The sequence below is a fragment of the Mesorhizobium sp. WSM4841 genome (assembly GCF_055811515.1).
The window spans coordinates 40541-63694 of the sequence record NZ_JBVVQC010000016.1 but is presented as its reverse complement, the minus strand read 5'-3'; the positions used below and the strand labels follow the sequence as shown (position 1 = coordinate 63694).

Below are 23154 nucleotides of genomic sequence, written 5' to 3'. Positions count from 1 at the left end.
CATTCCTACTCGATGCGCGGTCGCTGCTTGCCACGGCGGGCCAGAAGATTGGCAACGACGAGCAGGATGATCGACAGTGCCATCATCAGTGTCGCGGCAGCGGTGATTGCCGGGCTCAGCTTCTCGCGCAGGCCGATGAACATTTCGAGTGGCATGGTGCGCTGATTGGCGCTGGCCAGGAACTGCACCACGACGACCTCGTCGAACGAGGTGACGAAGGCGAAGGCGGCCCCTGACAGCACGCCGGGTAGGATCAGTGGCAGCATCACCCTGAAGAACGATGTGATGGGCTTTGCTCCGGAGATGGCGGCGGCGCGCATCAGATTACGGTCGAAGCCGGTGAGGCTTGCTCCCACCGTGACGACGACGAAGGGACTGGCGAGCGCGGTGTGCGCCAGGATGATGCCGGCATAGGTGCTGGCAAGGCCGACGCGTGCATAGAACAGATATGAGCCGACGGCGGTGATCACCACCGGCACGATCAGTGGCGACAGCAGCAGCGGCATGACGATGCGGCGGCCGGGAAACTTTTCGTCGGAAAGCGCAATAGCCGTCAATGTGCCGAGTATCGTTGCGATCAGCGTCGTCCCGAACGCAACGATCAGGCTGTTGCCGATTGCTGCTTGCCAGCGCTGGGTTCCAAGCACGACCTCGTACCAGCGCGTCGAAATTCCCTCCAGCGGAAAGATGAAGAAGGCGCCGCTGTTGAACGACAAGGGAACGGGAATGAGGATCGGCACGAGGAGGAACAGGATCACCATGCCGCACCACAGCCAGAGCAGGGTGATGCGGATTCTCTCGCCTGTCGTCGGGTAGGGAGACAGCAACATGGCTACACCAGCTTGAGACGGTCGAGGCCGAGGATGCGGGCGAAGATGCCGAACAGCGCCAGGGTGAAGACGAGCAGGATGAAGCTGAGCGCCGCCGCCATCTCCCAGTTCAGTTCGACATTGACGTAGTTGGCGATAAAATTGCTGATCAGCTGGTCGCTGGCGCCGCCGATCAGTGCCGGCGTGATGTAATAGCCAAGGCAGAGGATGAAGGTGAGCAGGCAGCCAGCCATCACGCCCGGAAAGACCTGTGGAAGGTAGACGCGGCGAAACGCGGTAAAAGGTTTTGCGCCGAGCGAATAGGCAGCCTTCATCTGCGAAGGCTGGATGGTGCGCATGACGCTGTAGATCGGCAGCAGCGTGAACGGCAGCTGGATGTGGGTCATGGCGATGATCAGTCCGATGCGGCTGTACATCAGGTCGAGCCGGTCGTCGGCGACCCCGAGCCACAGCAGCAGATCGTTGACCAGGCCGAATTTCTGCAGGAGCACTGTCCAGGCCGCGGTTCGCACCAGGATCGACGTCCAGAACGGCAGCAGCACCGCAACGATGAGAATGGCGGCGAGGCCCTTGGGCACGGAGGCGATGAGATAGGCGAGGGGGAAGCCCAGTATCAGCGTTGCCAGCGTCACCGCTGCGGCGACGAAGAATGTGCGCATGAACACCTGCAGGAAGATGGCCTGTTCGGGCGGCACCCTTTCGATGCCGCCATCGGCATTCCAGCGCAGATCAAGCGCGCTCAGCAGGTAGAACGACGTCACGCTATGGGTGCCGCTCTCGATGACCGGCCATGTGCCCGGGGCCGACCAGAACGGCACCGCTTTCATCACCTCGAGCGGCGGCCTGTCGGCGGCCTCGAGTTGACGCACCGTCTTGAGCACCTGGCTGCGTGCACCTGGTAGACGGGCGTTCAGGCTCTTGGCGAGTTCGTAGGCGGTGCCCTTGGCCTGATTGCTCCGGAGATCGGCGGCAAGGGCCAGGAACGCAGCGTCGTCGGGCAGTCCCGTGCCGTTCCAGCGGGCCAATGCCTGGCTGGTCTGCGGCAAAGCGTCGGCAATCGTCGGATCATAAACAGCGCGCGACAGAAGCAGGACGATCGGGATGCCGAAGCTCAGCGCCAGCAGCACAAGCAAAGGTGCCGCCAGCGCCAGCGACCGCAGACGGTCGCCGAGATCGGCGCGGCGAAGCGCCACCGCGACCGACCTTGCTGTGCTGGAATCGGCGGCCGACCAGTCGCGGCTTGCCCGCGGCCGGTCCAGTTTCGTGGGCTCAAGCGCCGACATTTTCCCCTACTGCGCGAGCCAGGCGTTGAAGCGCTTGACCAGATCCTCGCCATAGTCGCCCCAGAATTCGGTATCGGCGACCAGGTAAGCGGTCATGTGGTCAGGTGCGTTCGGCAATTTCGGCAGGGCGTCCGGCGCGACGAAGGAAGCCGCATCGATGCGCACCGGGCCGTAGGTGATGTAGCTGGCGAGCTTGGCGTTGATTTCCGGCTGGCTGATATAGGCAAGATACTTGTAGGCCAGGTCCGGGCTCTTGGCGCCCTTCGGAATGGCAATCATGTCATATTCGAGGATCTGGTTGTTCCAGACGATCTTGAACGGCGCCCCGTCCTTGTCGATGGCGTTCTGGATACGGCCGTTCCAGGCGGTGGTCATCACCACTTCCTTGGATGCGAGGAGCTGCGGCGGCTGTGCGCCGGCATCCCACCAGACGATGTCCTTCTTGATGGTGTCGAGCTTCTTGAAAGCACGATCGACACCTTCGGGGGTTGCCAGCACCTCGTAGACATCGGCCGGCGCGACACCATCGGCCATCAGCGCCCATTCGAGGTTCTGCGCCGGAAACTTGCGCATCGCGCGCTTGCCCGGAAACTTGGTCGTGTCGAAGATGTCGAGGACCGAAGTCGGCGCCTCCTTCAGCACGTTGGGATCATAGGCAAGCACGTCGCCATAGGCATCAAGGCCGACGCCGCAGTCGAGTGCCGAACCTTCGATGAACTTTTCGCGGGGGGCGATCTTGGAATAGTCGAGCCGCTCGAGAATGCCGGCGTCGCAACCCTGCAGCACGGTCGCGGTCTCGACCGTCACCAGATCGATCGGCACGTTACCGGTGTCGACCATCGCTTTTACCTTGCCGAGATCGCCAAGATATTCCTGCTCGACGATCTTGATCCCGGTCTCCTTGCTGAACGGCTCGAACCACGCCTTGCGCTGGGCATCCTGCCAGGCGCCGCCGCTGGCCATGATCGAAAGCTCTTCGGCGAAGGCAGCGTGTCCTGACATGATGAATGCTGTGGCTGCCGCGAAGGCGAACAGCCGGGTTTTTGTGATTTTCATTGTTCTTATTCCCCTGTTTTCGAGATGGAACCGCCCGTTCCGGCATCGGCCGGAAAGGCACGGCAGTCGTTGGGCGTGCAGGAAACCGTGACCGGTTCCCCGCTACCCATGGTCGCTTCGGGGCCGACCTTGACGGTCAGCACCTGTCCGTTTTCAAGCCTGGCCAGAAGACGCTGGTGGTCGCCGAGATAGATGCGGCCATCGACCGTGGCGGCTAGCGCATTTGCTCCGTTCGAAGCGGGCGCAAGCTTCAGCCGCTCCGGGCGGATGGCGACATGGCAGGCCGCACCCTCCGCAACGCCGATGGCCAGCGCGGTTACCGAACCGCCACCGTCCAGCGCGACGCGGCACTCCTTGCCGGAGATGCGCTCGACCTTGCCTTCCAGCGTGTTGTTCTCGCCGATGAAGCTCGCGACGAACGAGCTCTCCGGCGTGTTGTAGAGATCATCAGGCGAACCGAGCTGGGCAATCCCGCCATTGTTGAACACGGCAACGCGGTCCGACATGGTCAGCGCCTCGCTCTGGTCGTGCGTCACGTAGACGATGGTGACGCCGAGCATGGTGTGCAGTTGCTTGATCTCGAGCTGCATATGCTCGCGCAGCTTCTTGTCGAGCGCGCCGAGCGGCTCGTCCATCAGCACTAGGCTCGGCTCGAACACCAGCGCGCGGGCAAGCGCGACACGCTGCTGCTGGCCGCCGGAAAGCTGTGCCGGCCGCCGGTCGCCGAACTGCCGCAGCCGCACCATGTCGAGTGCGCGGCCGACGCGGGATGCAACGTCCGCCTTGGTGATCTTGCGGACCGAGAGTGGGAAGGCGACGTTCTCCTCAACGCTCATGTGCGGAAACAGCGCGTAGTTCTGGAACACCATGCCGATGTTGCGTTCGTAGGGCGGCAGCCTGTCGACCGACTGGCCTTCAAGCGTAATGACGCCGCTGGTCGGCCGTTCGAAACCTGCAAGCATGTTGAGCGTCGTCGTTTTGCCCGAACCGGAGGGGCCGAGAAGGGTGAGGAACTCGCCGCGCGCCACACTGAGGTTTAGCCGTGTCACCGCGAAAGTCCGGCCGTCATAGGATTTTTCGACATCGACGAATTCGACAAATCCCTGCCGGCGGGCGTCCGGTGCCGCGGCGGCGCTGTCGGCTGGCAAGACTGTCGCTTCGGCGATCACGAACGGAAATCCGTTGAGCGGCGGCAATGGCCGCTTGTCGAAACGAGGTGGTAGTTGCCGTGCATGTGTCGGTCTCGCATGACGCTGGCCGCGCAAGGGCGGCAACCAAACTTGTATGCTCACACAATCAATCGCTAAAGCAGCATAGGTGCAGACAAGTTTGCCCGTCAAGCGGCTTTCTTCGGAATTGTGTGAGTTTTTTCAGCCGGATTTTGAAAACATGTACCGGACAAGTGCTATTGTCCGGAGCATTGTCTTATGCTAGATGCGCCGGTAGCCAGAGTGTCAACACACCGAAACCGCCAACCCGCATGCTTCAGGACCTGCAACTCGCCTCGGATGAAGGCCCGGTCTACCGGCGCCTTGCTGACGCTATTGCCGAACGGATTACAGCCGGCACGCTTGCCGTTGGAGACCGGTTGCCGCCGCAGCGCGAGATTGCCCGCGCACTGGGCATCAACGTCACCACGGTGACGCGCGCGCTGTCGACACTGCAGCAGCGCGGCCTGCTCGAAGCGCGGCCCGGACGCGGCACCACGGTCGCCGCCCGCAACGGCGGCGAAGGACCAGGTTTCGTGTCGGCGCCGAGCGAAGACACCGGCGTCATTGATCTTTCCGTGAACAGACCTGCGACCTCGGCCTATCTCGACGCGCTGGCGCTGCTGCTGCCGCGCCTGTCCAAGGACCGGCACTACGTCACGCTTCAGGACTATCATCCGCCCGAGGGGCCGCTGTGGGCGAGGGAGGCAATCGCCGAGTGGATGCGGCCGGCGGCGGGCGACGGCGATCCCGGCCGGGTGGTGCTGGCGGCGGGCGCCCAGCATGGGCTGGATTGCGTGCTTGGCGCGGTGACCAGGCAGGGCGAGGTCGTGCTCGCCGACGAAGTGACTTATCAGGGCATCAATGCACTGTGCCGGGTGCATGGGCTCGATCTCAGAGGCGTCGCCATGGACCGTGGCGGCATGCGGGCCGACGCGTTCGAGTCGGCCTGCGCGCAGCTGCGCCCGCGCGCGGTTTTCCTGGTGCCGACCCTGCACAACCCGACCACCATCACATTGGGCGAGGAACGCCGGCACGAACTGGTGGCTGTGGCCCGTCGCCATAATGTGCTCATCATCGAGGATGACGTCTACCGGCCGTTGGCAGACAATCCGCCGCCGTCGCTTGCCAGCCTCGAGCCCGAATTGACGGTTCACATCGGCGCCTTGTCGAAATGTCTTGCCCCAGGGCTGCGCCTCGGTTTTGTGATCGCGCCACGCGCCATAGCCGGCCAGGTCGCCGCGGCTTTACGCATCAACTGCTGGAGCATCAGCCCTCTGACGGCGCTGATCGGCGCGCGGCTGATAGAAGAGGGCTCGGCGGCGCGCATCATCGAAGCCCAGAAGCAGGAGCTTCGTCAGCGCCAGGCCATCCTCATCGAAATCCTCGGCCGCTACGATGTCCAGAGCCACGCCACCTCGACCCATGCCTGGCTGCGCCTCCCGGAGCCGTGGCGGGGCGCGGGTTTCGCTCGCACCTGCCTGGAACGTGGCGTTGCCGTTCTTCCCGGCGACGCCTTCGCGGTTGGGCGCGAGCCGGTGCAGCACGGGGTGCGCATCAATGTCGGCGCCGCGCGCTCGCTCGACGACCTGCGCACGGCCCTGAACACCATGGCCGAACTGCTCGCGGCCGGGCATCTGCAACTGCCTGGCTTCGTCTAGGATGGCTGCACCGGAAACCGTGGAAGTCGCCATAGTCGGCGCCGGCATTGTCGGTTTGGCAACGGCACGCCGGCTCGCGGCCGAGGGGCGCGAGGTGCTGCTCATCGACCCCAACGAGCCTGGCTCCGGCGCCTCGTTCGGCAACGCCGGAACGCTCGCCGAATATGCCTGCATGCCGGTCGGCAACCCGGCCGTGCTGCGCCAATTGCCAAAACTGCTCCTCGATCCGGACAGCCCTTTTGCATTGCGCTGGACAGCGTTTTTCCAGCTGGCGCCCTGGCTGGTCCGCTTCGTGCGGCAGTCGCTTCCGGCGGCCACCCGCGCCAACGCGATGGCGCTCGCCGGGCTTCTGACTGGGGCCCTGCCGGCCTGGGAGGAGATGGTGAAAGAGGCCGATATGGCCGACCTGATGCGCCGCAACGGCTGTCTCTACCTGTATCGCCGCAAGAGCGATTTCGCCAAGGCCGCTGGGGGCAGGGCGCTGCGCGCCGGGTTTGGTGTGCATCAGGAGGTTCTGACGCCGGGAGAGGTGGCCGCGCTGGAGCCCGGCCTGCCCCCGACCGGGGCCTGCGGCCTGTACTTCCCGGACTCGATGAACGTCACCGATCCGAAGACGCTGATGCGGCGGGTGCTCGATGCAGCGACCGCCCGCGGCGTGTCGGTGGCGCAGGCTGCAATAACCGGGCTGCGGGTCGAGGCGGACGGTGTCAGGCTCGGCGGTTCCGGCCTTTGCATCAAGGCGAACACGGTGGTGATCGCCGCGGGCGCGCAATCGCGGGCGTTGGCGATGCAGGCCGGCGACAGCGTCCCGCTCGAGACCGAACGCGGCTATCATCTCGAATTCCCGACCGAAGCGCCTCTGCTCAGTCGTCCGGTCTGTCCTGTCGATCTCGGCTTTTACATGACGCCGATGACCGGCCGGCTGCGTGTCGCCGGAACCGTCGAGCTCGGCGGGCTTGCATCACCGGCAAATCCGCGCCGGCTGGCTTTGCTCGATCGCGGCGTCAGGCAGTTCTTTCCCCAACTCGGCCGGCATTCATCCGAATGGCTCGGGTTCCGGCCGTCGCTGCCCGATTCCCGGCCGGTCATCGGTCTGTCGCGTGGCAGCCCCAGGGTGATCCATGCCTTCGGTCACGGTCATCTCGGCCTCACGCTGGCGCCGATCACGGCCCGCTTGGTTGCCGACCTGATTGCCGGACGCGGCGATCCTGACCGCCTCGCACCCTTTGCAGTGGACCGCTTCGGTGCATGAAGGTACGTCGGCTCGGCCGCAGCAGCGCAGCGTAAGCATTGGATAGGCGTTCGGCATCCTCTTCTGTTCCCCAACCGACGCCTGCCTGCGCCAAATTGCGGATGCCGGCTTCGACCCGAAGCACCATTCAAGCAAAAACCCGCCCCGGTCTCCGGAGCGGGTCTGTTGCCTGAGGCGGAACTCAACACATGTCCGCAGCAGCAAGGTCGCCTCGCGATGCTGAAGATCTGGTTAACCGGCCAAAGTTGATTCAAATCCAGCTGTGGATATTCGCCTTTGGGTAAATCGAAATGGGTCATCCTTGTCGGACGGCGGGCAAAAGGAGAATCCATGACTAGCGACTTTGCCGCCGCCCACCTCCATCTTGAACGAGCCTGCCACTATTTGCGCGGCGATGACGAGACGAGCAGTGCTGCTCGCGCGGCTCTGGATATTCTGATCGATGCAATTGCCGCAGCCCAGTACAAGCGCCCGCCGGCGGACGTAGTGGAATTTCCCAAAACGGCAAGACAGCGATAGTCGGCGAACTCTTAAAGCGCGTCGCATCCGAAGGGCTCCGTGCGTGGCTTTAAGTTTTGGCGTCGCAGAAATACAGCTAAACAATAGATAGAGCGGGATGGCCAGTTCAATTTGAACGCATCCCGCTCTACACCGTGCCTGCTAGCAGTTTCTCAATGGCTGATGCCCAGTAGGAGGAGCTACCGACGACACCGAATTGACTCTTATCTAAACCCGTGCTGATGTTGCAGTGCAACATAGAGCAACGGTTCCGAAGGCGGCAAGCCGTCCCCAGTTGGACGTCGAAAGAACCGCCAAAAGGATCTTTGAGGGGGTCTAACTAGTGTCTATAGGGCAGCAGCAGTTCTCAGGCGCCATACCGTTATGGAACATTGGTCGCGGCAAAATCGCGAACGTCAGCGGTCGGGACGACACATTTGACGGGTTGACCGCATTTACCCCTTTCTGGGCAATGGCGGCGATCTTCAGTATCGCCGGTGATATCTACTCGATGCTTGGCTACAAGGGGCCGCTTTTTGCCGCTCTGAGCTGGTCGGTCGTCCTGTTCAGCTTGCTACTCCTGCTGTACCCACGGCGGACCGAATTTTTGATCGGGCTCGTGATGGTATCGCTTGTGCTATACGCGCTGCGCATGCCGGTCGCTTCGAATAACAAGACGATCACGGCGGTGATGAACGGGGCTATCCTGCTCAGCGCAGCGGTGCTCTATCTGCGGGCCGCCGGCCGTGGCGCCGCCCTGGCCCGGATGGACCTTTATCAACAGATCCGGATCGTCGCCCGGTCGCTGCTCGCCATCATGTATTTCTACGGCATCTTCCACAAGATCAACACCGACTTCCTCGATCCTTCCGTGAGTTGCGCGGTGGGCTTATACGCTCCGCTGGCTCGTCCGTTCGGCCTCGAGGACAATCTCTTTGGCCGGTATCTTGCGATCTTCGCCACCTTCGTCATTGAGGCGATCGCGATCGTGTCTCTCTACTGGAAGCGCTATTTCGCCGTGGGGTTCATCCTCGCACTCGTCTTCCATTACGTGATCCCGATCTCGGCTTATTCCTGGTACATGGACTTTTCCAGCCTGGTGTTCGCGCTGTATGTGCTGAGCATCCCCACGCCCGCTAGCGAGGCGCTCTATCGCACCTCGCTGGAGTTTACCAATCCGCTGCGCGAAACGTTCGGCCGGATCGGCATCTTGCTGCCGGGCGCGGCCGTGATGCTGTTCGCGGTCACTCTCGTCATTCTGCTCACCTATACTTTCCCCGGGCGGTCCTTCGACATGATGGTACACTCTGTCTGGATCCTCATTTGGGCGGTAGTGGGCGGCGTGGCGATGGTCGTGCTAGCCTATGTGGCTCTGCAGAACCTGCCTTGCCGGATCGTTTCCTCGCCACGCCAGCCGCTCTGGATCTATTTGGTGCCGGGCTTGTTCTTCCTCTCCTGCCTGTCACCCTATGTCGGGCTCAAGACGGAGAGTTCTATCAACATGTTCAGCAATCTGCACACGGAAGCCGGCCAGACCAACCATCTGCTCTTTCCCAAACCACCATACCTGTTCGACTATCAGAACGAGGTGGTGAAGATCATTGATTCCTCGGAGCCTCATCTCGTCCGGCAGTCGCGGGCAGGCAATTACCACGTCCTCCTCGATCTGAAGAAACAACTGCGCCGGAAGCCCGAGGCTTGGGTGACTTACGTGAAGGATGACGAGACGATTGCGCGCGCCAACGCGTCGACTTTCGCGGCCGAAATGCCCAATCTCCTCGAACGAAAGTTCCTTACTTTCAAGTTGGTGGATTTCTCGCGGCCGAAGGTCTGCACCCACTGAGCGCCGCGCTGGGAGGAGAGCTGTTCGAATGTTCACGAACGAAACTGGTAGATGTCGCCGGGCAGTCGGCTTCAGCCATCCATTTCGCCGGGAAATGTCTAAAGCGCATCGCGTTTGTAAGGACTCACGCGTCGCGCTTTAAGTTCATGTCGTTATCGCAAAACCGCTGCGCACTTTTGCGCGACATGAATTAGCGCCGGTCAAGATCGGCAGGGATGAGCGAGCGGCCACGAAGCCTCAGGGTGGCCCGTCGTCCGAGCTTGAGCGCCGGATAGATCAGCCGCGCGGCCGTCCTGTTTGAGAGAATCCTGCGGTTGAGCCAGCCGAAAAGCGTAGAAGAGGAACTGAGGATCGCCAGGAGATTGATGGCTTCCTCGCCGTGATAGACGCGGTCCTCGAAAACGAAGAGCATGCCCTCGTTCAGGTCGAAGCCCTGGCGCTGAAACCCGACAACACGCGGGTCGCCGGAGCGCGCGTCGAGCAACTCGACAGGACCGACCGCGTCGCGCAGCCGGGCAAAGCGGACATAGCTCTGGCAGAAGATGCAGTCGCCGTCATAGACGATAAGCGCGGTCTTCTCAGGTGGCTTCATTGCTCTGTCGGGTCCAGACTGAGCTCGATCGGTGCTTCGGCGATCGCGCAATTGCCGTAGAACGCACAGCCGGAAACGACCGGCAGGTTGCTGAAGGCATCGAGGACAGCGACGAACAGCAGCCCGATAATGCCGAGCATCATCATTTTCTTGTAGGCGGACAAGTCGCGAAGCATCTTGGTATGTGATCCCTTGCTGCCTCAAATCGGACCTGGCCGATCCGACGTCAAAGCGCGATCGATTTCAGCAGCCCGCTGCCTTTCGCAAAAACGGTAACTGGTGCCGGTCAACGTTTCCTATCGAAAGGCCTTGAACTGACACATCGGAACTACCCCGATATTGTGCAGCGCAACAATGCGTGAGGATCGGCGGAAAATCAAGCGGAATGCTGAATCTCGCCGACCGAATGGGACTATCGGCAATCCGGAGCATCCGAGCCAATTCGCACTTGCCACAAGGTATGATGCGACGCACAATCGCCATCGAAACCGAAGGACCGAGCCGGCCGGTAGGCCGAATCCAGGAAACGCTGAAGTTGAACCTGCCCATACGCGAGACCTGGCTGGACACCGCCAAGGGCTTGGGAATCACCCTCGTCGTCATGGCCCACGTCCTCGACCACAGCACCTGGCGATGGGCGCACCCGGTTTACTTTGCGGCATCGCTCTTCTTCATGCCGTTCTTCTTCATCATATCCGGCTACCTTTTTGCCGTCACGGACAGGAAGGCGCTTTTCCGGAAGCGCGCCCAGGGCCTGCTCATCCCCTATGTGACGTTTCTCGGCGCGATCATGGCGAGCGTGCTCGTTGTGGACCTGTTGCGCGGCGACACCCCGGCGCCCTGGCAGATCAGGGAACTCATCACCGACGCACTGCTGGGCGGACGGCACCTCACGCGCGAACTCGGCGTGTTCTGGTTCGTCACCTGCCTCGTCGCCACGCAACTTGTCTACAACGAGGTCGCGATCAGGACTAGCGGACCGACCGATCCCGGCATGCTGATCTTCGTCGGCGCATCCGTCGGCCTCGCCTATTCAATCCAGGCCTATTGGCAGGAGGTGCGCGCGCCGCTGGCTCTGACGAACGTGCCGCTCGCCATCGGCGCATTCTGGTTCGGACATTTCCTGCGCGAACGCGGCATGAGCGCGCTGTGGTCGGCGGTGTTTGTGGTGGCGGTTGCCGGGGCCGCGCTCGCGGCGGCGCGGATGGGTTCCGACTTTACCTTCAGCATGAAGAACGCCATCTTCGGCCCGCCACTTCTCGGCCTGCTCGTTGCACTGGCGATCTCGACCTTTGTCCTCGCCCTCATCCGCTTCATGGCGATGCCGAGCTTGCGCATCGCTCCGTTGGCGGAAATCGGGGCGGCCTCGCTGGTGATCATGTTCGTCCATCAGTTCGTTCATTTCACGCTGCGTGACTTCGGAATGTCTTCCGAGTTGGCGCTGATCGCCCTGTCGCTCGGATTTCCCTATCTGCTCTATCGCGGACTGAGATCGTCCCGGATACTATCTCCCTGGTTCATCGGAAGCGGAGACCTGTCGCTCAGCATCCAACTGATGAGGCGGAGCCTCGCGTTCCGGGCAGGCTGAGCACGAACACGTCCGGTGACGTCAGCAGCAGGCGATTTCCTTCTGGATTGGAGATCCTTGTCGGACGGCAAGCTCGGGTTGCTGGAAGCCGCTTAGCGGACCGATGACCAATCAGTCCCTGCGGCCACCATTCGCAGGCGATTTCCTTCCGGATCGAAGACGTCCAGCGCCCGCTCCGCCTGCCTAGCGGGGATGTTGGCATGGCGTAGCCGCTGCGCGACCGCTGCCATATCCTGCTGGGAAGAAAGTATGACTGTGAAATGCCCGAGGCCCGCCGAGCCGGGCGGAGGTTCCTTCAGTTCGGTGCCGGCCCAGATGTTGAATGCGACCATGTGTCGGCGCTCGTCGGTCCCGCAGTCAAACAATCCGAACGATCTGGACTGGATGTGCGGCTTGAAGCCAAGCACGCCCAGATAGAACGCCATCAGCGTTTCGGGCGAGCGTGCGCGCATATGGATGTGGCCGATGAAGGCATCCGCCGCCAGCGGGGCTTCGACACCATCCGCACTGTCGAGCTCGAGCAGCAACCGGTCGAGGTCCAGCGGCTCGAGGCCGGAATGCGTGGTGCCGTCCCTGGCAACAAGCGCGACGCTGCCGTCCGCCGTCACCGCGCTGGATGCGAAGCGGTCGGGCGTATCGAAACAGACCTCGATGCCGTTGCCGGAAAGATCGGAGACGTACAGGGATTCTGATACCAGGTGATCTTGGGCGCCGTGCCTGACGCCAGACGCCCGAAGCCGGACGGCGACGCGGGCCAATTCCTTGCGCGTCGTCACGTGTACCGCAACATGAAAAAGACCGCGCGACTTTGGCGGCAGGGCGGTCGTCGCTCCGGTGTGCAGCACAATCAGAGATTTGCCGTCGACGCCGAGATCGGCCGTCCCGCCATCATTGGCGAGGACAGCGAGACCGACCACGTCACGCCAGAGCGGCAAGGCAGCTGGAATATCGATGACGCGCAGATGAACCGGGCCGAGACGGGTGGCGTTGGCGAGCAAATCTTCGCTTTTCATCGAACACCGTCCGGATTGCAGCCTGAGAAGATTAACCGCGAACGATAAAGCTGTCTTGCGCAAAGTTCGGGTTGATCCGCTTCTGGTGGGCGGAGAACTGGTCGAGGCATCCGAGTGCGTACGACCCGGGTTACACGTTCCTAGGCCCCTGTTCCTGCGCGAGAGGCGAGCGTATTCTTGCGGCGACCCAATGATCTGAATTTATCTCGGGAGGAGATTGCGATGGCTGAGGCAACGCGTCACGACGCCTGGCAGGCCGGGGATAGCTACGACCTCTATATGGGGCGATGGAGCCGTCAGATCGCTCCACCGTTCCTGGCTTGGCTCGATCCGGCGGAGGGTCTGGACTGGCTGGAGGTGGGTTGCGGAACCGGGGCGCTGTCGGCAGCCATCCTGGCCCGTTGCAATCCCAGGAGCCTGGTGTCCATAGACCCGTCGGAGGGTTTTCTCGCCAAGGCGCGGGCAAACGTGCCGGACAAGCGTGTCGAGTTTCTCGCAGGCGATGCGCAGGCCTTGGCTGTCGAATCGGGCAGCAAGGACATGGTCGTGTCGGCGCTTGTTCTCAACTTCGTCCCCGACAAGCAAAAGGCGCTCGCCGAGATGCGGCGAGTGGCCCGCCCTGGAGCGACGATTGGATTCTATGTGTGGGATTATCCTGGCGGCGGAGTGGAATTCATGCGGGCCTTCTGGACCGCTGCGACGGCGCTTGACCCCGGTGCCATCGACCTCACCGAAGACAGGCGTTTTCCATTTTGCACACGAGATGGACTGACCGATCTCGCGGAGAAGGCCGGCCTCGTTTCCATCGAGTCCACCAGGATTGAGATGCCCGCTGTGTTCAAGGACTTCGAAGACTACTGGCACCCCTTCACCCTGGGGGCGGGGCCGGCGCCCGGCTATTGCATGAGTCTCGAACCCGAAGCTCGCCAGAGATTGATGGAGAGGCTCCGCGAGAGTCTGCCGCGCGGCGAGGACGGGTCCATTCCCCTGAAAACGAGAGCCTGGGCAGTCAAGGCCAAGGTTTGACCGCGAGCCCACGTCGCGCCAGACGGACAGGTCGCCAATTATAGACTGTCCTGCGTAAAGTTCGGGTTGACCGGCCTTGTACACGAAGCGACTATTCGTCCAGCCGAGGTCGTCATGCCGGCGTCAGGAGGAGATACGATGGACGAGCCCGATCGGTGGCGTCACATGTCGAGCGCGCCAAGGGATGGCAGTCGAATCCTTGTCACGGTTCGGCCCTCCGAACAGGGGCCGGCCGAAGTCGACCTTGCTTACTGGTCTCGAGCCGACCAGTTCGGCAGCGAGGGCTGGCGCGCTTCCGACTCATCTCCAGGGCGCGTGGTTGAATACGCCGAACCCGAGCTGAAATGCTGGATGCCGCTGCCAACCGCCAATCTGAGCAAGGGCTCAATGCCGAGCCCCTGGGACGAAGAAGATGTCCCGCTGCTGGATGGCTCGGGAATATGAGGCTGAGCGGGAAGGGGAGCTTTTCACCGTAAAAAAAAGGCATTGGGATCGAGCCGAAACCCGCTGTCGTGCTCACCGACGCCAGAACGAGTTGCTTATCTCTGCTTCGATCTGCGCCAGCCTCAAGCCAATATCGTCGGTCAACTTAGTTGCATTTTTCGATGCGCCGTTTGAATGGACGCAGTCGCCGGAAAAAATCACGCCCAAGACGCGCGATCAGCGCGAATGCGCGGATCGCGGTGGTCCGGAAATCGAACGAGCGGACCGTTGATACCCGGCAGGCCCGCTGCTTCTCGAGATAATGCGTAAGCGCAATATCGTGGCGTAACGGGCCGCCGCGCGGCTGCTCATTTTGACCGGGATCATCATGCCAGATGGGCCATTCGGCCGAACTCGGGCATAGCATAGTGTCCTCCTGAAATAAGGGCTGCTCGTCTGGACAATCTCCACCGCGGCCGTGAGAGGCGCGTTGCAGCCAGCGTGAAGGATTCGTGAAAACGCCAGGCCGGTGAAAATGACAGTTGAATTAGGGGCAACTACAGGAAAGAATCGCAAACAAAGTTGTGACTGTGGCGGATCCGATGGCGCACCCTCATCTCTGTCTGCTAGGCGGTTTCGACTTCGCCGGAGGCGCAGCGGCGGCCCCGGTTTTCAGCCGCAAGGCGCGCGCCATGTTGGCTTATCTCGCCTTGCAATCCGGACACTGCCAGTCGCGCGAGAAGCTCGCCGCGCTTTTGTGGGGCGGCAACGGTGAGGCGCAGGCCCGGATGAACCTTCGACAGGCCCTATCGGCCATCAGGAAGGGGACGGAAGCATCCGGTGGCCGAACGTTCCTGACCGACGGCGAAAGCATTACCCTCAATCTCGACGATCTTGATTTCGATGTCGCGCGGTTCGAGGCGCTGGCCGCCGGCTCAGAACCGGAGCAACTCGAACAGGCGCTTGTCGTCTATCGCGGCGACCTGCTCGACGGCTTCGGCCTGAAGGAGGAGCCGTTCGAGGATTGGCTGCGGGTCGAGCGCGAGCGCCTGAGGGCGATGGCCGTCGCGGCACTGGACAAGCTCGTCGCGCATTACTGCACTACGAACGATCCTGTCTCATGCGTGCGCTCGGCAACCCGCCTGCTCGCCATGGAGCCGCTGAGGGAGGATATCCACCGTGCGCTGATGCGAGCCTATGCGGTCCAGGGCCGGCTCAATCTCGCGCTGAGGCAATATGAAAATTGCCGCGGTGCGCTGCAGCGGGAACTCAACCTGCAGCCCGAGCCGGAAACCCGACATCTCTATGAAGACCTCCGGACGCGCCGCATGACGCCGCAAGCCGCCTCCCGGATAGCCGCCTCGGCGTCGCCTTCCCAGACACCGCCACCGTCGCCAGCCCGAACCGGCGAGCGGCCGGCGTTCCGGGCCGAGCCGATGCGCCCCGCGACCCACTATGTCAAATCGGCCGGGATCAACATCGCCTATCAGGTGACCGGCGACGGCCCGGTCGACCTGATCTATGTGCCTGGATGGGTGTCAAACCTTGACCTTGCCTGGTCGTCGCCGCGGTTTTCGCATGTGCTCCAGCGCCTCGGCGGCTTCTCGCGCCTGATCCGCATGGACAAGCGCGGCACGGGGCTGTCCGATCGCAATGTCGGTTTGCCGACGCTGGAAGAGCGAATGGAAGACATGCGGGCGGTGCTGGATGCGGTCGGCTCGAAGTACACGGTTCTGTTCGGCAGCTCCGAAGGCGGCCCCATGTGCATGCTGTTCGCGGCGATCTATCCCGCGCGGACAGCGGCTCTCGTCCTCAACGGGACCTATGCCAGCGGCCGATGGTCGAAGGATTACCCGTGGGCAAGGACAAGCGAGCAGGTGGAAGACGATCTGGCCGCCGTCGAGAGACAGTGGGGGGAGCCGGCGGATATGAGCAACGCCGCGCCCAGCCTGATGAATGACAGTTTCGAGAGAGAATGGTTCGCCGCGTATCTCAGGAATTCGGCTTCGCCTGCCGACGCGATCGCGCTCTGGCGCTGGGGCACCGAAATCGATGTTCGCGCCCTTCTCCCAGCCATTCACGTCCCGACACTGATCGTGCAGACGGCGGGCGACCGCTGGGTAAAACCGGAAGAGGGGCGCTATCTGGCAACGCATATCGAAGGCGCCAAATACATCGAGCTTGCCGGCCGTGATCACGTAATCTGGGGCGAGAATTCCGATCGCCTCGTCGACGAAATCCAGACCTTCGTCACCGGCGCCTTGCCGGCAGCGCCGGGCGAAGGGATTCTGGTGTCGGTGCTGTCCCTGGAGATAGCCGGCCCGCCTTCTGGTGTCGGCGCAGATCTGATCGAGCGATACGCCGAAGAGATCCGCGGTGAACTGCTCGCTGCCGAAGGCAGACTGATCAGGCGCTCCGCAGGCGGATTTTTCGCCGTGTTCCAACGGCCGACGCGGTCGATCCAGTGCGCGATCGCGATCCGTCATCGCCTGAGGCATTCCGGTCTCTATGTCCGCTCGGCAGTCCATACCGGCGAATGCCAGGAGCGCGGCGATGACTTCACAGGCATCGCGATCGAGCTGTCATCGCGGCTGCTCGATCATGCGCGGCCGGGCGAGATCATCGCGTCGCGGACGGTGCGCGATCTCGTAGTCGGCTCCGGCCTGGAATTCGAAGAGCATGGCGAGCTGGAAGCGAGCGGGCTGCCCGGCAGCCTGCAGCTTTTTTCCGTTAGCAAACCCGGTGTCTGATGTTGGTCGACAAAAATCGCGGCGTGCAGGTTTCGGCAGTCGGGCAGCCGGCCGTTGCGAGGCTGGCTACCCTTGCGCCATCCGCCTTCGCTGATCTGGCCGTCGCTCGTCAGAACAGGAACGCAGCCCTGGTTGGGTTCGGCCCGGTGCGACCGTCTGATGAATCCATGCCTCGGACAGTCTTGAGGTCTGCCGCGTCCAACTCGAAATCGAAGACATCGAAATTTGCGGCGATGCGGTCCTGGTGGATCGACTTTGGAATGACGATCAGCCCTTCCTGGAGGTGCCATCTGATGATCACCTGCGCCACGGATTTGCGGTGTTTTCCCGCGATCTTTTCAAGGGTCGGGTCGCTCAACAGCCGGCCGCTGCCCAGCGGGCTCCAGCTTTCGATGCGGATGTTGTGCGTGCTGTGAAATTCTCTGGTATGGCGCTGTTGAAACCGGGGATGGAGTTCGATCTGGTTGACCGAGGGTGTGACTCCGGTCTCGCCGATGATCCGCTCCAGATGGTCCTGGTTGAAATTCGAAACGCCGATCGACCTGATCCGGCCGCCATTCCTGACTTCGATCAGCGTCTTCCACGCCTCGACATATTTGTCCTGGCCGGGCACTGGCCAGTGGATCAGGAACAGGTCGATCTGATCGATGCCGAGCTTGTTCATCGTCTCGTCGAAGGCCCGCAGGGCGGCGTCACGCTGATGCGCGCCGTTGCGCAGCTTCGAGGTGATGAACAACTCGCTTCTCGGCACGCCAGCCGTGCGGATCGCTCGCCCGACGCCTTCCTCGTTCTGGTAGCCTTCGGCGGTGTCGATCAACCTGTAGCCGGTCTGGATCCCCCAACTCACAACCTGGGCCGTGATGGCTGGATCGACCTGCCACACGCCAAGGCCGATCTGGGGAATGGCTGAGCCGTCGTTCAATGTGATCTGTTCAGGCTTATTCAGGGTAATTTGTTGAGGCATGCTCAGGTCCTTCTTCATCGTTTCGCCCAGCGCAGTGTGCTTATCTAGGCACGACGTCCGCCAAGGCGAGTCGACAGGTGGAGAAAGTAGAAGTGCGCCGTGAAGCCGGGATGAGATCCGATTCGCACCGACCAGCAAATAGTTTCCAGAGATCAATAAATTGGACCGGGAGATGGTACGCCAATCCGGATCGATCTCGAAAAGTCTGGCGAAAGGCCTGACTCCCGCGCACGACCGTCAATGTGGGCTGCCTCCCTCAAAACCGACATCGGCAAGCTGACATCGAGCGCACCCTGTGCATACGCATATTCGGGAAGGTAGCCGTTAACGATGAGGCGCCAGTCGAGGGGAACCACATCACCGACGGCTCGCATCATCTTGACGATGGTGGTCGTGCAGTTTGTCGTGATGGAATTGTAGAACTCCGGAGTCGTGGAAAGTGCATTCGCGTCCAACACGTATTCCAGCAGGAGCGCCCGGACCGCATCCGGTGATGCTTTTAGGCGGTAGATTTGGACGTCCTCTCCCCGAACATTCGACCTGACGCCGACCACGTCGCGCTCGTCGGCCGCAATAATGACCAGCGGATTGCTCTTGAACAGGTCTGCCATGGGAGAAAACTTGCCGCCTCCCTGGCGTCGCACCTCAATCGACCAGGCAAGATAGTCACCTCCTGCAAAGCCGAAGCTTATGATGACATGGGCGATTTTGGTCCCGGACCAATAAGACATGAAGAGGTCGACCGTCTGAAGGTTGGAGAGGTCGTAGGTCCGCGTTGTCCAGCGTTCGGTGAAATCAGTAGCGCTACGCCATTCGAAGTCGCGCACATCAGTCAGCGTCAACAGGTTCCCGTCGCGGGTGCCGGTCACCTGACGGGCGACGTCGGGCGCCCAGTCCGCGTGATCGAAAGGCCTGATGGTGCTCCACCAAACCAGAACCACAGCAAACGCCGCTGCAAACAGGACGAACGCCCTGATGCGAAACCGGCTGAACAGCGCGATGACGGTGGCGAGGCCGAACAAGATGAAAAGGACGCCGGCCACAGCCCGTCCAAGCTCAGCCACAGGCAGGCGATACCACATGGCAAGCCCGGCCCAGGCAGTCAGGATTGCGACGGCTAGCGAAAGGATGATGGCAAGCGAGATCCGAGCGATGCGACGCATTTATTCCCCCCTCTGGCGGTCTGTCATTGCCTGGATGCCATTTCTCACGGAACGCTCGAAGACAACAACTCTACATGTCCATATTGGAGCACCAATCGGTCCGATACCATTTTCGCTGCGGATTTCGCAGGCGTGGAGCGAGCGAGAAGGTGCCCACGCGAAACGGACGCGCTCGGCATCGGCCGTTCGATGAAGTGACCGCGCGAGCTCACGGGCCCTAACAAGTTCCTTCATCCATCCATCCGTACCTGAAACACCCGTCCATCTACCCGGAACAGGTTCTCTCTGTTCCAGTCCAACAAAACCGATACTCGCCTCGCTGGAATATCCAACGCGACTCCGTCATGATCTTTCCGCCTTGCCGAGCGTCGCTGCCGAGCGCGGTGACGCCGACGCAGGTCATGAGAGTAGGCTTGGCCAGTGCAGCGGATCCACCCGACGACCTTTCTTTTTGCGGCCCGAGCCCTGCGCGATATGGGCGATGGCTTCGTGGCCGTTCTGTTGCCGGTCTACCTGCTCGCATTGGGCTTCACGCCTCTGCAGGTCGGCATCATCGCGACCGCATCGCTGCTCGGTTCAGCGCTCTTGACCATCGCCGTCGGAGTCCTTGGTGCCCGGCACGATCACCGCCGTCTCCTGCTTGCCGCCACCAGTCTGATGGTCGCCACGGGTGTGGCCTTTGCCCTGGTTCATGACTACGCGCTGCTTTTGGTGATCGCGTTCGCAGGCACCATCAACCCGTCGGCCGGCAGCGTCAGCGTGTTCGTGCCATTAGAGCATGCCGTGCTCACGCGCGAAGTCACTGATGCCGCCCGGACCAAGATGTTCGCGCGTTACAGCTTGGTGGGCGCGCTTGCAGGCGCCGTTGGCGCACTCGCTTCGGCGACCCCTGATCTTGTTGCTCCATCCGGCCTCGACCAACTCACCGGCATCAAGGCCATGTTCGTGCTCTACGCGTTGCTCGGCCTGCTCGGCGGCCTCTTCTACGCGCGGATCCCGCAGCGCCGTCCCGCGTCGGACACAGGTACTGCGTCCGCGCTCGGCCCCTCGCGCAATATCGTTCTCAAGCTTGCGGCCCTTTTTAGCCTTGATGCTTTCGCCGGCGGCTTTGTCGTCCAGTCGCTGCTTGCCCTATGGCTTTTCGAAAAATTCGACCTGTCGCTTTCGGAAGCGGGATTTTTCTTCTTCTGGTCCGGCGTGCTTTCGGCGTTCTCATTCCCCGTTGCAGCTTGGCTGTCCCGGCACATCGGACTCATCAACACGATGGTGTTCACACACATTCCGTCCAGCATCGCCCTGATGCTGGCGGCGCTTGCGCCGACGCTACCTCTGACACTGGCCCTGCTGCTGGTCCGCGCTGCGCTTTCGCAGATGGACGTCCCGACGCGCTCATCTTACGTCATGGCCGTTGTCACGGAAGCGGAGCGGGCGGCGGCCGCGAGCTTCACTTCTGTCCCGCGCAGTCTGGCCGCGGCAGCCAGTCCGGCGCTGGCGGGCGCTCTGCTTGCTGCCTCTTTCCGAGCTTGGCCCCTCCTCATCTGCGGTGCATTGAAGATCATTTATGACCTGCTGCTGCTGCTGCAGTTCCGGCACTTGAAGCCCCCAGAGGAGCGGTGAGGCCAGCCTTGTCGGTTTGGGGCGTTTAGCCAGGAGGGATCGATCGCGGCGGCAAAGCGGCGGACGATACCATGTCGAAGGGGGCCATCATCGGGGTAACAAAAGCCAGGTTGGACGATAAGGCGGTGTAGACATGCACCGTCGCCGTGACCGATGTCGATCACGAGACTTTCCTGAAGAGCTTTTTCACCCGGTCCGATGCTGAGAAGATAGCCGCGAAGAGAGGCGATAGGTGCGGTTTGCAAGAATGCCAAGCACGGTCGGCCTCGGAGGTACTTCGTTATTTGCGAATGTCGCCGCTATTATTCATCGATCAAGATCACCGTTCAGGTTCCGCCATGAGACCAGTTCGCAGAGCGTCCGCCGCCTGGCTACGTCGCCGAGCGGTCACGGGTTCCATCCGCCGCTGCCGTATTGACGGGTAATGATTTCGAGAAGATGACCGTTCGGGTCCTCGAAATAAACGCCGCGGCCGCCGTCGTGGTGATTGATCTCGCCCAGCTGCGTCCGGCCAGGGTCAGCCCAGTACGGGAGATCCCGTTCACGAATCCTACCGAAGATCTCGTCGAACTCGGCTTCGCTGACCAGGAAGGCGTAATGCTGCGGCCTGATTTCGCCGCCGGTATCCATGTAGTCGAGGTTGGCACCGTTTTCGGTCGTGACCATCTGGAAAGGCCCCCAGCGCCTCGGGGCTGGAAGGCCAAGCATTTCCGCCAGGAACTTTGCCGACGCCTCGCTGTTGCGGGCCGGCAGTATTGTGTGGTTGAAATCGATAGCCATGCCATCACTCCCTTTGATCTCTCCTCGCACGTCGTTGTTCCACGACTGAAGCGATGCTGCACGAGATGGGGTCGAAGGCCATGATGCTCAAGCCGGCGTGGCAACCTGCCCGATGACCTGCACGGGATCAGCCTGATGAATACGGGCGATGATCATTTCGCCGCTATCCGGCACCTCGCCGGTCAAGCCGGTGATGTTGACCTGATGCGTGACAAGCACGGCTGGTCCGCCGAAACGTTGCCCGCGAAGCCATGCCAAAAGAGCGGCGGTGCGCTGCTCTGCGGCCGAACTGTCGCCAAAGAATGAATTAAGCAGCTCAAGAGGCACAACTTCGCCGATCCCGAGCAGGCGAGCGGTGTCGAGGCAACGACACCACTGGCTCGAATAGACGGCGGCCGACGAGATGCCATTCGCACGGAACAGGTCGCCGATCGCGCGGGACTGCGCACGACCTTCTTCCGACAGATTCCGCTGGGTGCTGCACTCACCGAGCCTGAAGCCAGGCGGATCGCCGGAGCCTGGGGCCGCGGCATGGCGCAGCAAGGCAATGGCTTCTCCGGATCGCAGGGCTGCCCAGAGTGGCTCGGAGGCTTGTGCCTTGCCGAAAGCAGCCGCTCCGAGCGACAGGATAAGAAATCGCCGACGTCCAATTCGCATCTTGCTTCTCACCGTTCCGATAGCGGCTTTGGATCCGATAGCAGCTTTGACGAGTGCCGGCAGCTACTGCAGGCCGGGAGCCTCGTTTAGCAATGCCGGGTCGCAGTGCTCGTCCACGATCCGCCAAATGTCGAACCTGGTGGTATATCCACCGTTCGGGTGCTTAGGGCTGTCGAATGAGAAAGGCTTTTCGATGGAAGCCGGTCATTCGGTGGATGTCGGCCGAACCGGAACAATGGTATCCTGCGGGGAGCATTTGGGGAGGCGACTGCATTGACTGAGAGCTTGGAAGCCGAAGAGGCGAGAGGCTGGTCGAATCTGCTGCTCGCGGCAGAAAGCGGCGATGCGGAGGCCGTTCGAGCGGAATTGGCGGCCGGCGCCAATATCAACGAGGCGGACGACGGCGGCTGGTCAGCCCTTCATCTTGCAGCCCTCAATGCCCGCACCGCGGCGGTCGAGGCGTTGATCGAACACCCGGCGATCGATGTGAATTCCAGAAACAAATGGAAGAGCACGCCTTTGAGCCTTGCTTCGGCCAAGGGCCACTTCGCCTCTGTTTTAGCCCTCGTGAAACACCCCGAAATAGAGATCAATGCACGAGCCGACTACTACGGCAGAACGGCACTGATCGAAGCGGCAAAGAACGGGCATCTTGATGTCGTCAAGTTGCTTGTCGAGAATGGCGCCGACGTGAATCTGAGTGACAAGACCGGACGAAACAACGCCCTTATCGAGGCTATCAAGGGACGGCACTATGAGGTCGCGGGATACCTGCTTGATTCTCGGAAAATGAACTTTCTCAACAAGGATATGAGACTGAACGCCCTGATCTGGGCTGGCAGCAGCCATAACCATCACCTTATCGAAAAGCTGGAAGCCGCGATCCATAATTTCTTCGAAGGCAAGTGAAGGTCTCGCGTCCGGTTCCAGTTGCCATTTGTGGTTACCGG

Annotated in this window: 22 protein-coding genes; 11 read left to right on the top strand and 11 right to left on the bottom strand. The window is 61.8% G+C overall.

Annotated elements, in window-relative coordinates:
• Window positions 1–5: 5 nt before the first annotated feature.
• The 4 genes from AC0L14_RS19635 to AC0L14_RS19620 are packed head-to-tail and all read right to left on the bottom strand — an operon-like array spanning window position 6 to window position 4338.
• Complete coding sequence (locus AC0L14_RS19635; RefSeq protein ID WP_473750444.1) at window positions 6–830, bottom strand: ABC transporter permease; 825 nt, start codon at window positions 828–830, stop codon at window positions 6–8.
• 2 nt (window positions 831–832) lie between these two features.
• On the bottom strand, window positions 833–2113 hold the full coding sequence (locus AC0L14_RS19630; RefSeq protein ID WP_473487531.1) for an ABC transporter permease: 1281 nt from the start codon (window positions 2111–2113) through the stop codon (window positions 833–835).
• 6 nt (window positions 2114–2119) lie between these two features.
• On the bottom strand, window positions 2120–3169 hold the full coding sequence (locus AC0L14_RS19625) for an ABC transporter substrate-binding protein (RefSeq protein WP_473547848.1): 1050 nt from the start codon (window positions 3167–3169) through the stop codon (window positions 2120–2122).
• Window positions 3170–3174: 5 nt separating this feature from the next.
• Window positions 3175–4338 (bottom strand): ABC transporter ATP-binding protein, encoded by a 1164-nt coding sequence (locus tag AC0L14_RS19620; RefSeq protein ID WP_473487533.1) that lies wholly within the window; start codon window positions 4336–4338, stop codon window positions 3175–3177.
• Between the two features lie 311 nt (window positions 4339–4649).
• Here AC0L14_RS19620 and AC0L14_RS19615 point away from each other — a divergent pair, with 311 nt between their 5' ends.
• The 4 genes from AC0L14_RS19615 (at window position 4650) to AC0L14_RS19600 (ending at window position 9631) form a co-directional block, all read left to right on the top strand.
• The gene (locus AC0L14_RS19615; protein ID WP_473487534.1) at window positions 4650–6038 is read left to right on the top strand and encodes an aminotransferase-like domain-containing protein; all 1389 of its coding nucleotides are present in this window, start codon (window positions 4650–4652) and stop codon (window positions 6036–6038) included.
• Between the two features lies 1 nt (window position 6039).
• Window positions 6040–7290 carry an NAD(P)/FAD-dependent oxidoreductase gene (locus tag AC0L14_RS19610; RefSeq protein WP_473750443.1) on the top strand — a complete coding sequence of 417 codons (1251 nt, stop codon included), beginning with the start codon at window positions 6040–6042 and terminating at the stop codon, window positions 7288–7290.
• Between the two features lie 276 nt (window positions 7291–7566).
• The gene (locus tag AC0L14_RS19605) at window positions 7567–7809 is read left to right on the top strand and encodes a hypothetical protein (RefSeq protein ID WP_473487536.1); all 243 of its coding nucleotides are present in this window, start codon (window positions 7567–7569) and stop codon (window positions 7807–7809) included.
• Between the two features lie 322 nt (window positions 7810–8131).
• Window positions 8132–9631 carry a thiol-disulfide oxidoreductase gene (locus tag AC0L14_RS19600; protein ID WP_473750441.1) on the top strand — a complete coding sequence of 500 codons (1500 nt, stop codon included), beginning with the start codon at window positions 8132–8134 and terminating at the stop codon, window positions 9629–9631.
• 190 nt (window positions 9632–9821) lie between these two features.
• Here AC0L14_RS19600 and AC0L14_RS19595 read toward each other — a convergent pair whose 3' ends face one another.
• Both AC0L14_RS19595 and AC0L14_RS19590 read right to left on the bottom strand, forming a co-directional pair.
• Complete coding sequence (locus AC0L14_RS19595) at window positions 9822–10223, bottom strand: DCC1-like thiol-disulfide oxidoreductase family protein (protein ID WP_473487538.1); 402 nt, start codon at window positions 10221–10223, stop codon at window positions 9822–9824.
• Complete coding sequence (locus tag AC0L14_RS19590) at window positions 10220–10399, bottom strand: hypothetical protein (protein ID WP_095496522.1); 180 nt, start codon at window positions 10397–10399, stop codon at window positions 10220–10222. Before AC0L14_RS19590 ends, AC0L14_RS19595 begins: the two co-directional genes overlap by 4 nt.
• 359 nt (window positions 10400–10758) lie before the next feature.
• On the opposite strand from AC0L14_RS19590, the gene AC0L14_RS19585 reads away from it, so the two are divergent.
• Window positions 10759–11811 carry an acyltransferase family protein gene (locus AC0L14_RS19585; protein ID WP_473750440.1) on the top strand — a complete coding sequence of 351 codons (1053 nt, stop codon included), beginning with the start codon at window positions 10759–10761 and terminating at the stop codon, window positions 11809–11811.
• Window positions 11812–11903: 92 nt separating this feature from the next.
• On the opposite strand, the gene AC0L14_RS19580 is transcribed toward AC0L14_RS19585, so the two are convergent.
• A complete protein-coding gene (locus AC0L14_RS19580; RefSeq protein WP_473487540.1) occupies window positions 11904–12824 on the bottom strand; it encodes a VOC family protein in 921 nt (306 codons plus the stop codon).
• A 222-nt stretch (window positions 12825–13046) separates the two neighbouring features.
• Between AC0L14_RS19580 and AC0L14_RS19575 the strand changes: the two genes are divergently transcribed.
• From AC0L14_RS19575 to AC0L14_RS19560, 4 genes are all read left to right on the top strand, one after another.
• Window positions 13047–13850, top strand: coding sequence for a class I SAM-dependent methyltransferase (locus tag AC0L14_RS19575; protein WP_473750439.1), 804 nt, complete (start codon window positions 13047–13049; stop codon window positions 13848–13850).
• 138 nt (window positions 13851–13988) lie between these two features.
• Window positions 13989–14294, top strand: coding sequence for a hypothetical protein (locus AC0L14_RS19570; RefSeq protein WP_095496525.1), 306 nt, complete (start codon window positions 13989–13991; stop codon window positions 14292–14294).
• Window positions 14278–14565, top strand: coding sequence for a hypothetical protein (locus tag AC0L14_RS19565; RefSeq protein WP_473487542.1), 288 nt, complete (start codon window positions 14278–14280; stop codon window positions 14563–14565). The genes AC0L14_RS19570 and AC0L14_RS19565 overlap by 17 nt, the downstream gene beginning before the upstream one ends.
• Before the next feature lie 310 nt (window positions 14566–14875).
• Window positions 14876–17023, top strand: a complete 2148-nt coding sequence (locus tag AC0L14_RS19560; RefSeq protein ID WP_473487543.1) for an alpha/beta fold hydrolase — start codon at window positions 14876–14878, stop codon at window positions 17021–17023.
• 109 nt (window positions 17024–17132) lie between these two features.
• Here AC0L14_RS19560 and AC0L14_RS19555 read toward each other — a convergent pair whose 3' ends face one another.
• Both AC0L14_RS19555 and AC0L14_RS19550 read right to left on the bottom strand, forming a co-directional pair.
• A complete protein-coding gene (locus AC0L14_RS19555; RefSeq protein WP_473487544.1) occupies window positions 17133–17987 on the bottom strand; it encodes an aldo/keto reductase in 855 nt (284 codons plus the stop codon).
• A 152-nt stretch (window positions 17988–18139) separates the two neighbouring features.
• Window positions 18140–19150, bottom strand: coding sequence for an Lnb N-terminal periplasmic domain-containing protein (locus AC0L14_RS19550; RefSeq protein ID WP_473750438.1), 1011 nt, complete (start codon window positions 19148–19150; stop codon window positions 18140–18142).
• Window positions 19151–19624: 474 nt separating this feature from the next.
• Between AC0L14_RS19550 and AC0L14_RS19545 the strand changes: the two genes are divergently transcribed.
• Window positions 19625–20767: an MFS transporter gene (locus tag AC0L14_RS19545; protein WP_473550346.1), complete on the top strand. Its 1143-nt coding sequence runs from the start codon at window positions 19625–19627 to the stop codon at window positions 20765–20767.
• A 387-nt stretch (window positions 20768–21154) separates the two neighbouring features.
• Here the strand turns inward: AC0L14_RS19545 and AC0L14_RS19540 are convergent, their stop codons facing one another.
• On the bottom strand, window positions 21155–21577 hold the full coding sequence (locus tag AC0L14_RS19540) for a VOC family protein (RefSeq protein ID WP_473526962.1): 423 nt from the start codon (window positions 21575–21577) through the stop codon (window positions 21155–21157).
• Window positions 21578–21634: 57 nt separating this feature from the next.
• Window positions 21635–22090 (bottom strand): histidine phosphatase family protein, encoded by a 456-nt coding sequence (locus AC0L14_RS19535; protein ID WP_473526963.1) that lies wholly within the window; start codon window positions 22088–22090, stop codon window positions 21635–21637.
• Window positions 22091–22477: 387 nt separating this feature from the next.
• On the opposite strand from AC0L14_RS19535, the gene AC0L14_RS19530 reads away from it, so the two are divergent.
• Entirely contained in the window at window positions 22478–23113 is a 636-nt protein-coding gene (locus AC0L14_RS19530) for an ankyrin repeat domain-containing protein (RefSeq protein WP_473750437.1), read from the top strand.
• Window positions 23114–23154: the final 41 nt, after the last annotated feature.

Excerpts from the sequence above, each read along its gene's own strand:
- AC0L14_RS19615 (WP_473487534.1), top strand. The coding sequence starts at position 4,650 with ATGCTTCAGGACCTGCAACTCGCCTCGGATGAAGGCCCGGTCTACCGG.
- AC0L14_RS19625 (WP_473547848.1), bottom strand. The coding sequence starts at position 3,169 with ATGAAAATCACAAAAACCCGGCTGTTCGCCTTCGCGGCAGCCACAGCA.
- AC0L14_RS19635 (WP_473750444.1), bottom strand. The coding sequence starts at position 830 with ATGTTGCTGTCTCCCTACCCGACGACAGGCGAGAGAATCCGCATCACC.
- AC0L14_RS19570 (WP_095496525.1), top strand. The coding sequence starts at position 13,989 with ATGGACGAGCCCGATCGGTGGCGTCACATGTCGAGCGCGCCAAGGGAT.
- AC0L14_RS19580 (WP_473487540.1), bottom strand. The coding sequence starts at position 12,824 with ATGAAAAGCGAAGATTTGCTCGCCAACGCCACCCGTCTCGGCCCGGTT.
- AC0L14_RS19550 (WP_473750438.1), bottom strand. The coding sequence starts at position 19,150 with ATGCGTCGCATCGCTCGGATCTCGCTTGCCATCATCCTTTCGCTAGCC.
- AC0L14_RS19610 (WP_473750443.1), top strand. The coding sequence starts at position 6,040 with ATGGCTGCACCGGAAACCGTGGAAGTCGCCATAGTCGGCGCCGGCATT.
- AC0L14_RS19630 (WP_473487531.1), bottom strand. The coding sequence starts at position 2,113 with ATGTCGGCGCTTGAGCCCACGAAACTGGACCGGCCGCGGGCAAGCCGC.
- AC0L14_RS19555 (WP_473487544.1), bottom strand. The coding sequence starts at position 17,987 with ATGCCTCAACAAATTACCCTGAATAAGCCTGAACAGATCACATTGAAC.
- AC0L14_RS19560 (WP_473487543.1), top strand. The coding sequence starts at position 14,876 with ATGGCGCACCCTCATCTCTGTCTGCTAGGCGGTTTCGACTTCGCCGGA.
- AC0L14_RS19575 (WP_473750439.1), top strand. The coding sequence starts at position 13,047 with ATGGCTGAGGCAACGCGTCACGACGCCTGGCAGGCCGGGGATAGCTAC.
- AC0L14_RS19595 (WP_473487538.1), bottom strand. The coding sequence starts at position 10,223 with ATGAAGCCACCTGAGAAGACCGCGCTTATCGTCTATGACGGCGACTGC.
- AC0L14_RS19565 (WP_473487542.1), top strand. The coding sequence starts at position 14,278 with ATGGCTCGGGAATATGAGGCTGAGCGGGAAGGGGAGCTTTTCACCGTA.
- AC0L14_RS19545 (WP_473550346.1), top strand. The coding sequence starts at position 19,625 with ATGGGCGATGGCTTCGTGGCCGTTCTGTTGCCGGTCTACCTGCTCGCA.
- AC0L14_RS19590 (WP_095496522.1), bottom strand. The coding sequence starts at position 10,399 with ATGCTTCGCGACTTGTCCGCCTACAAGAAAATGATGATGCTCGGCATT.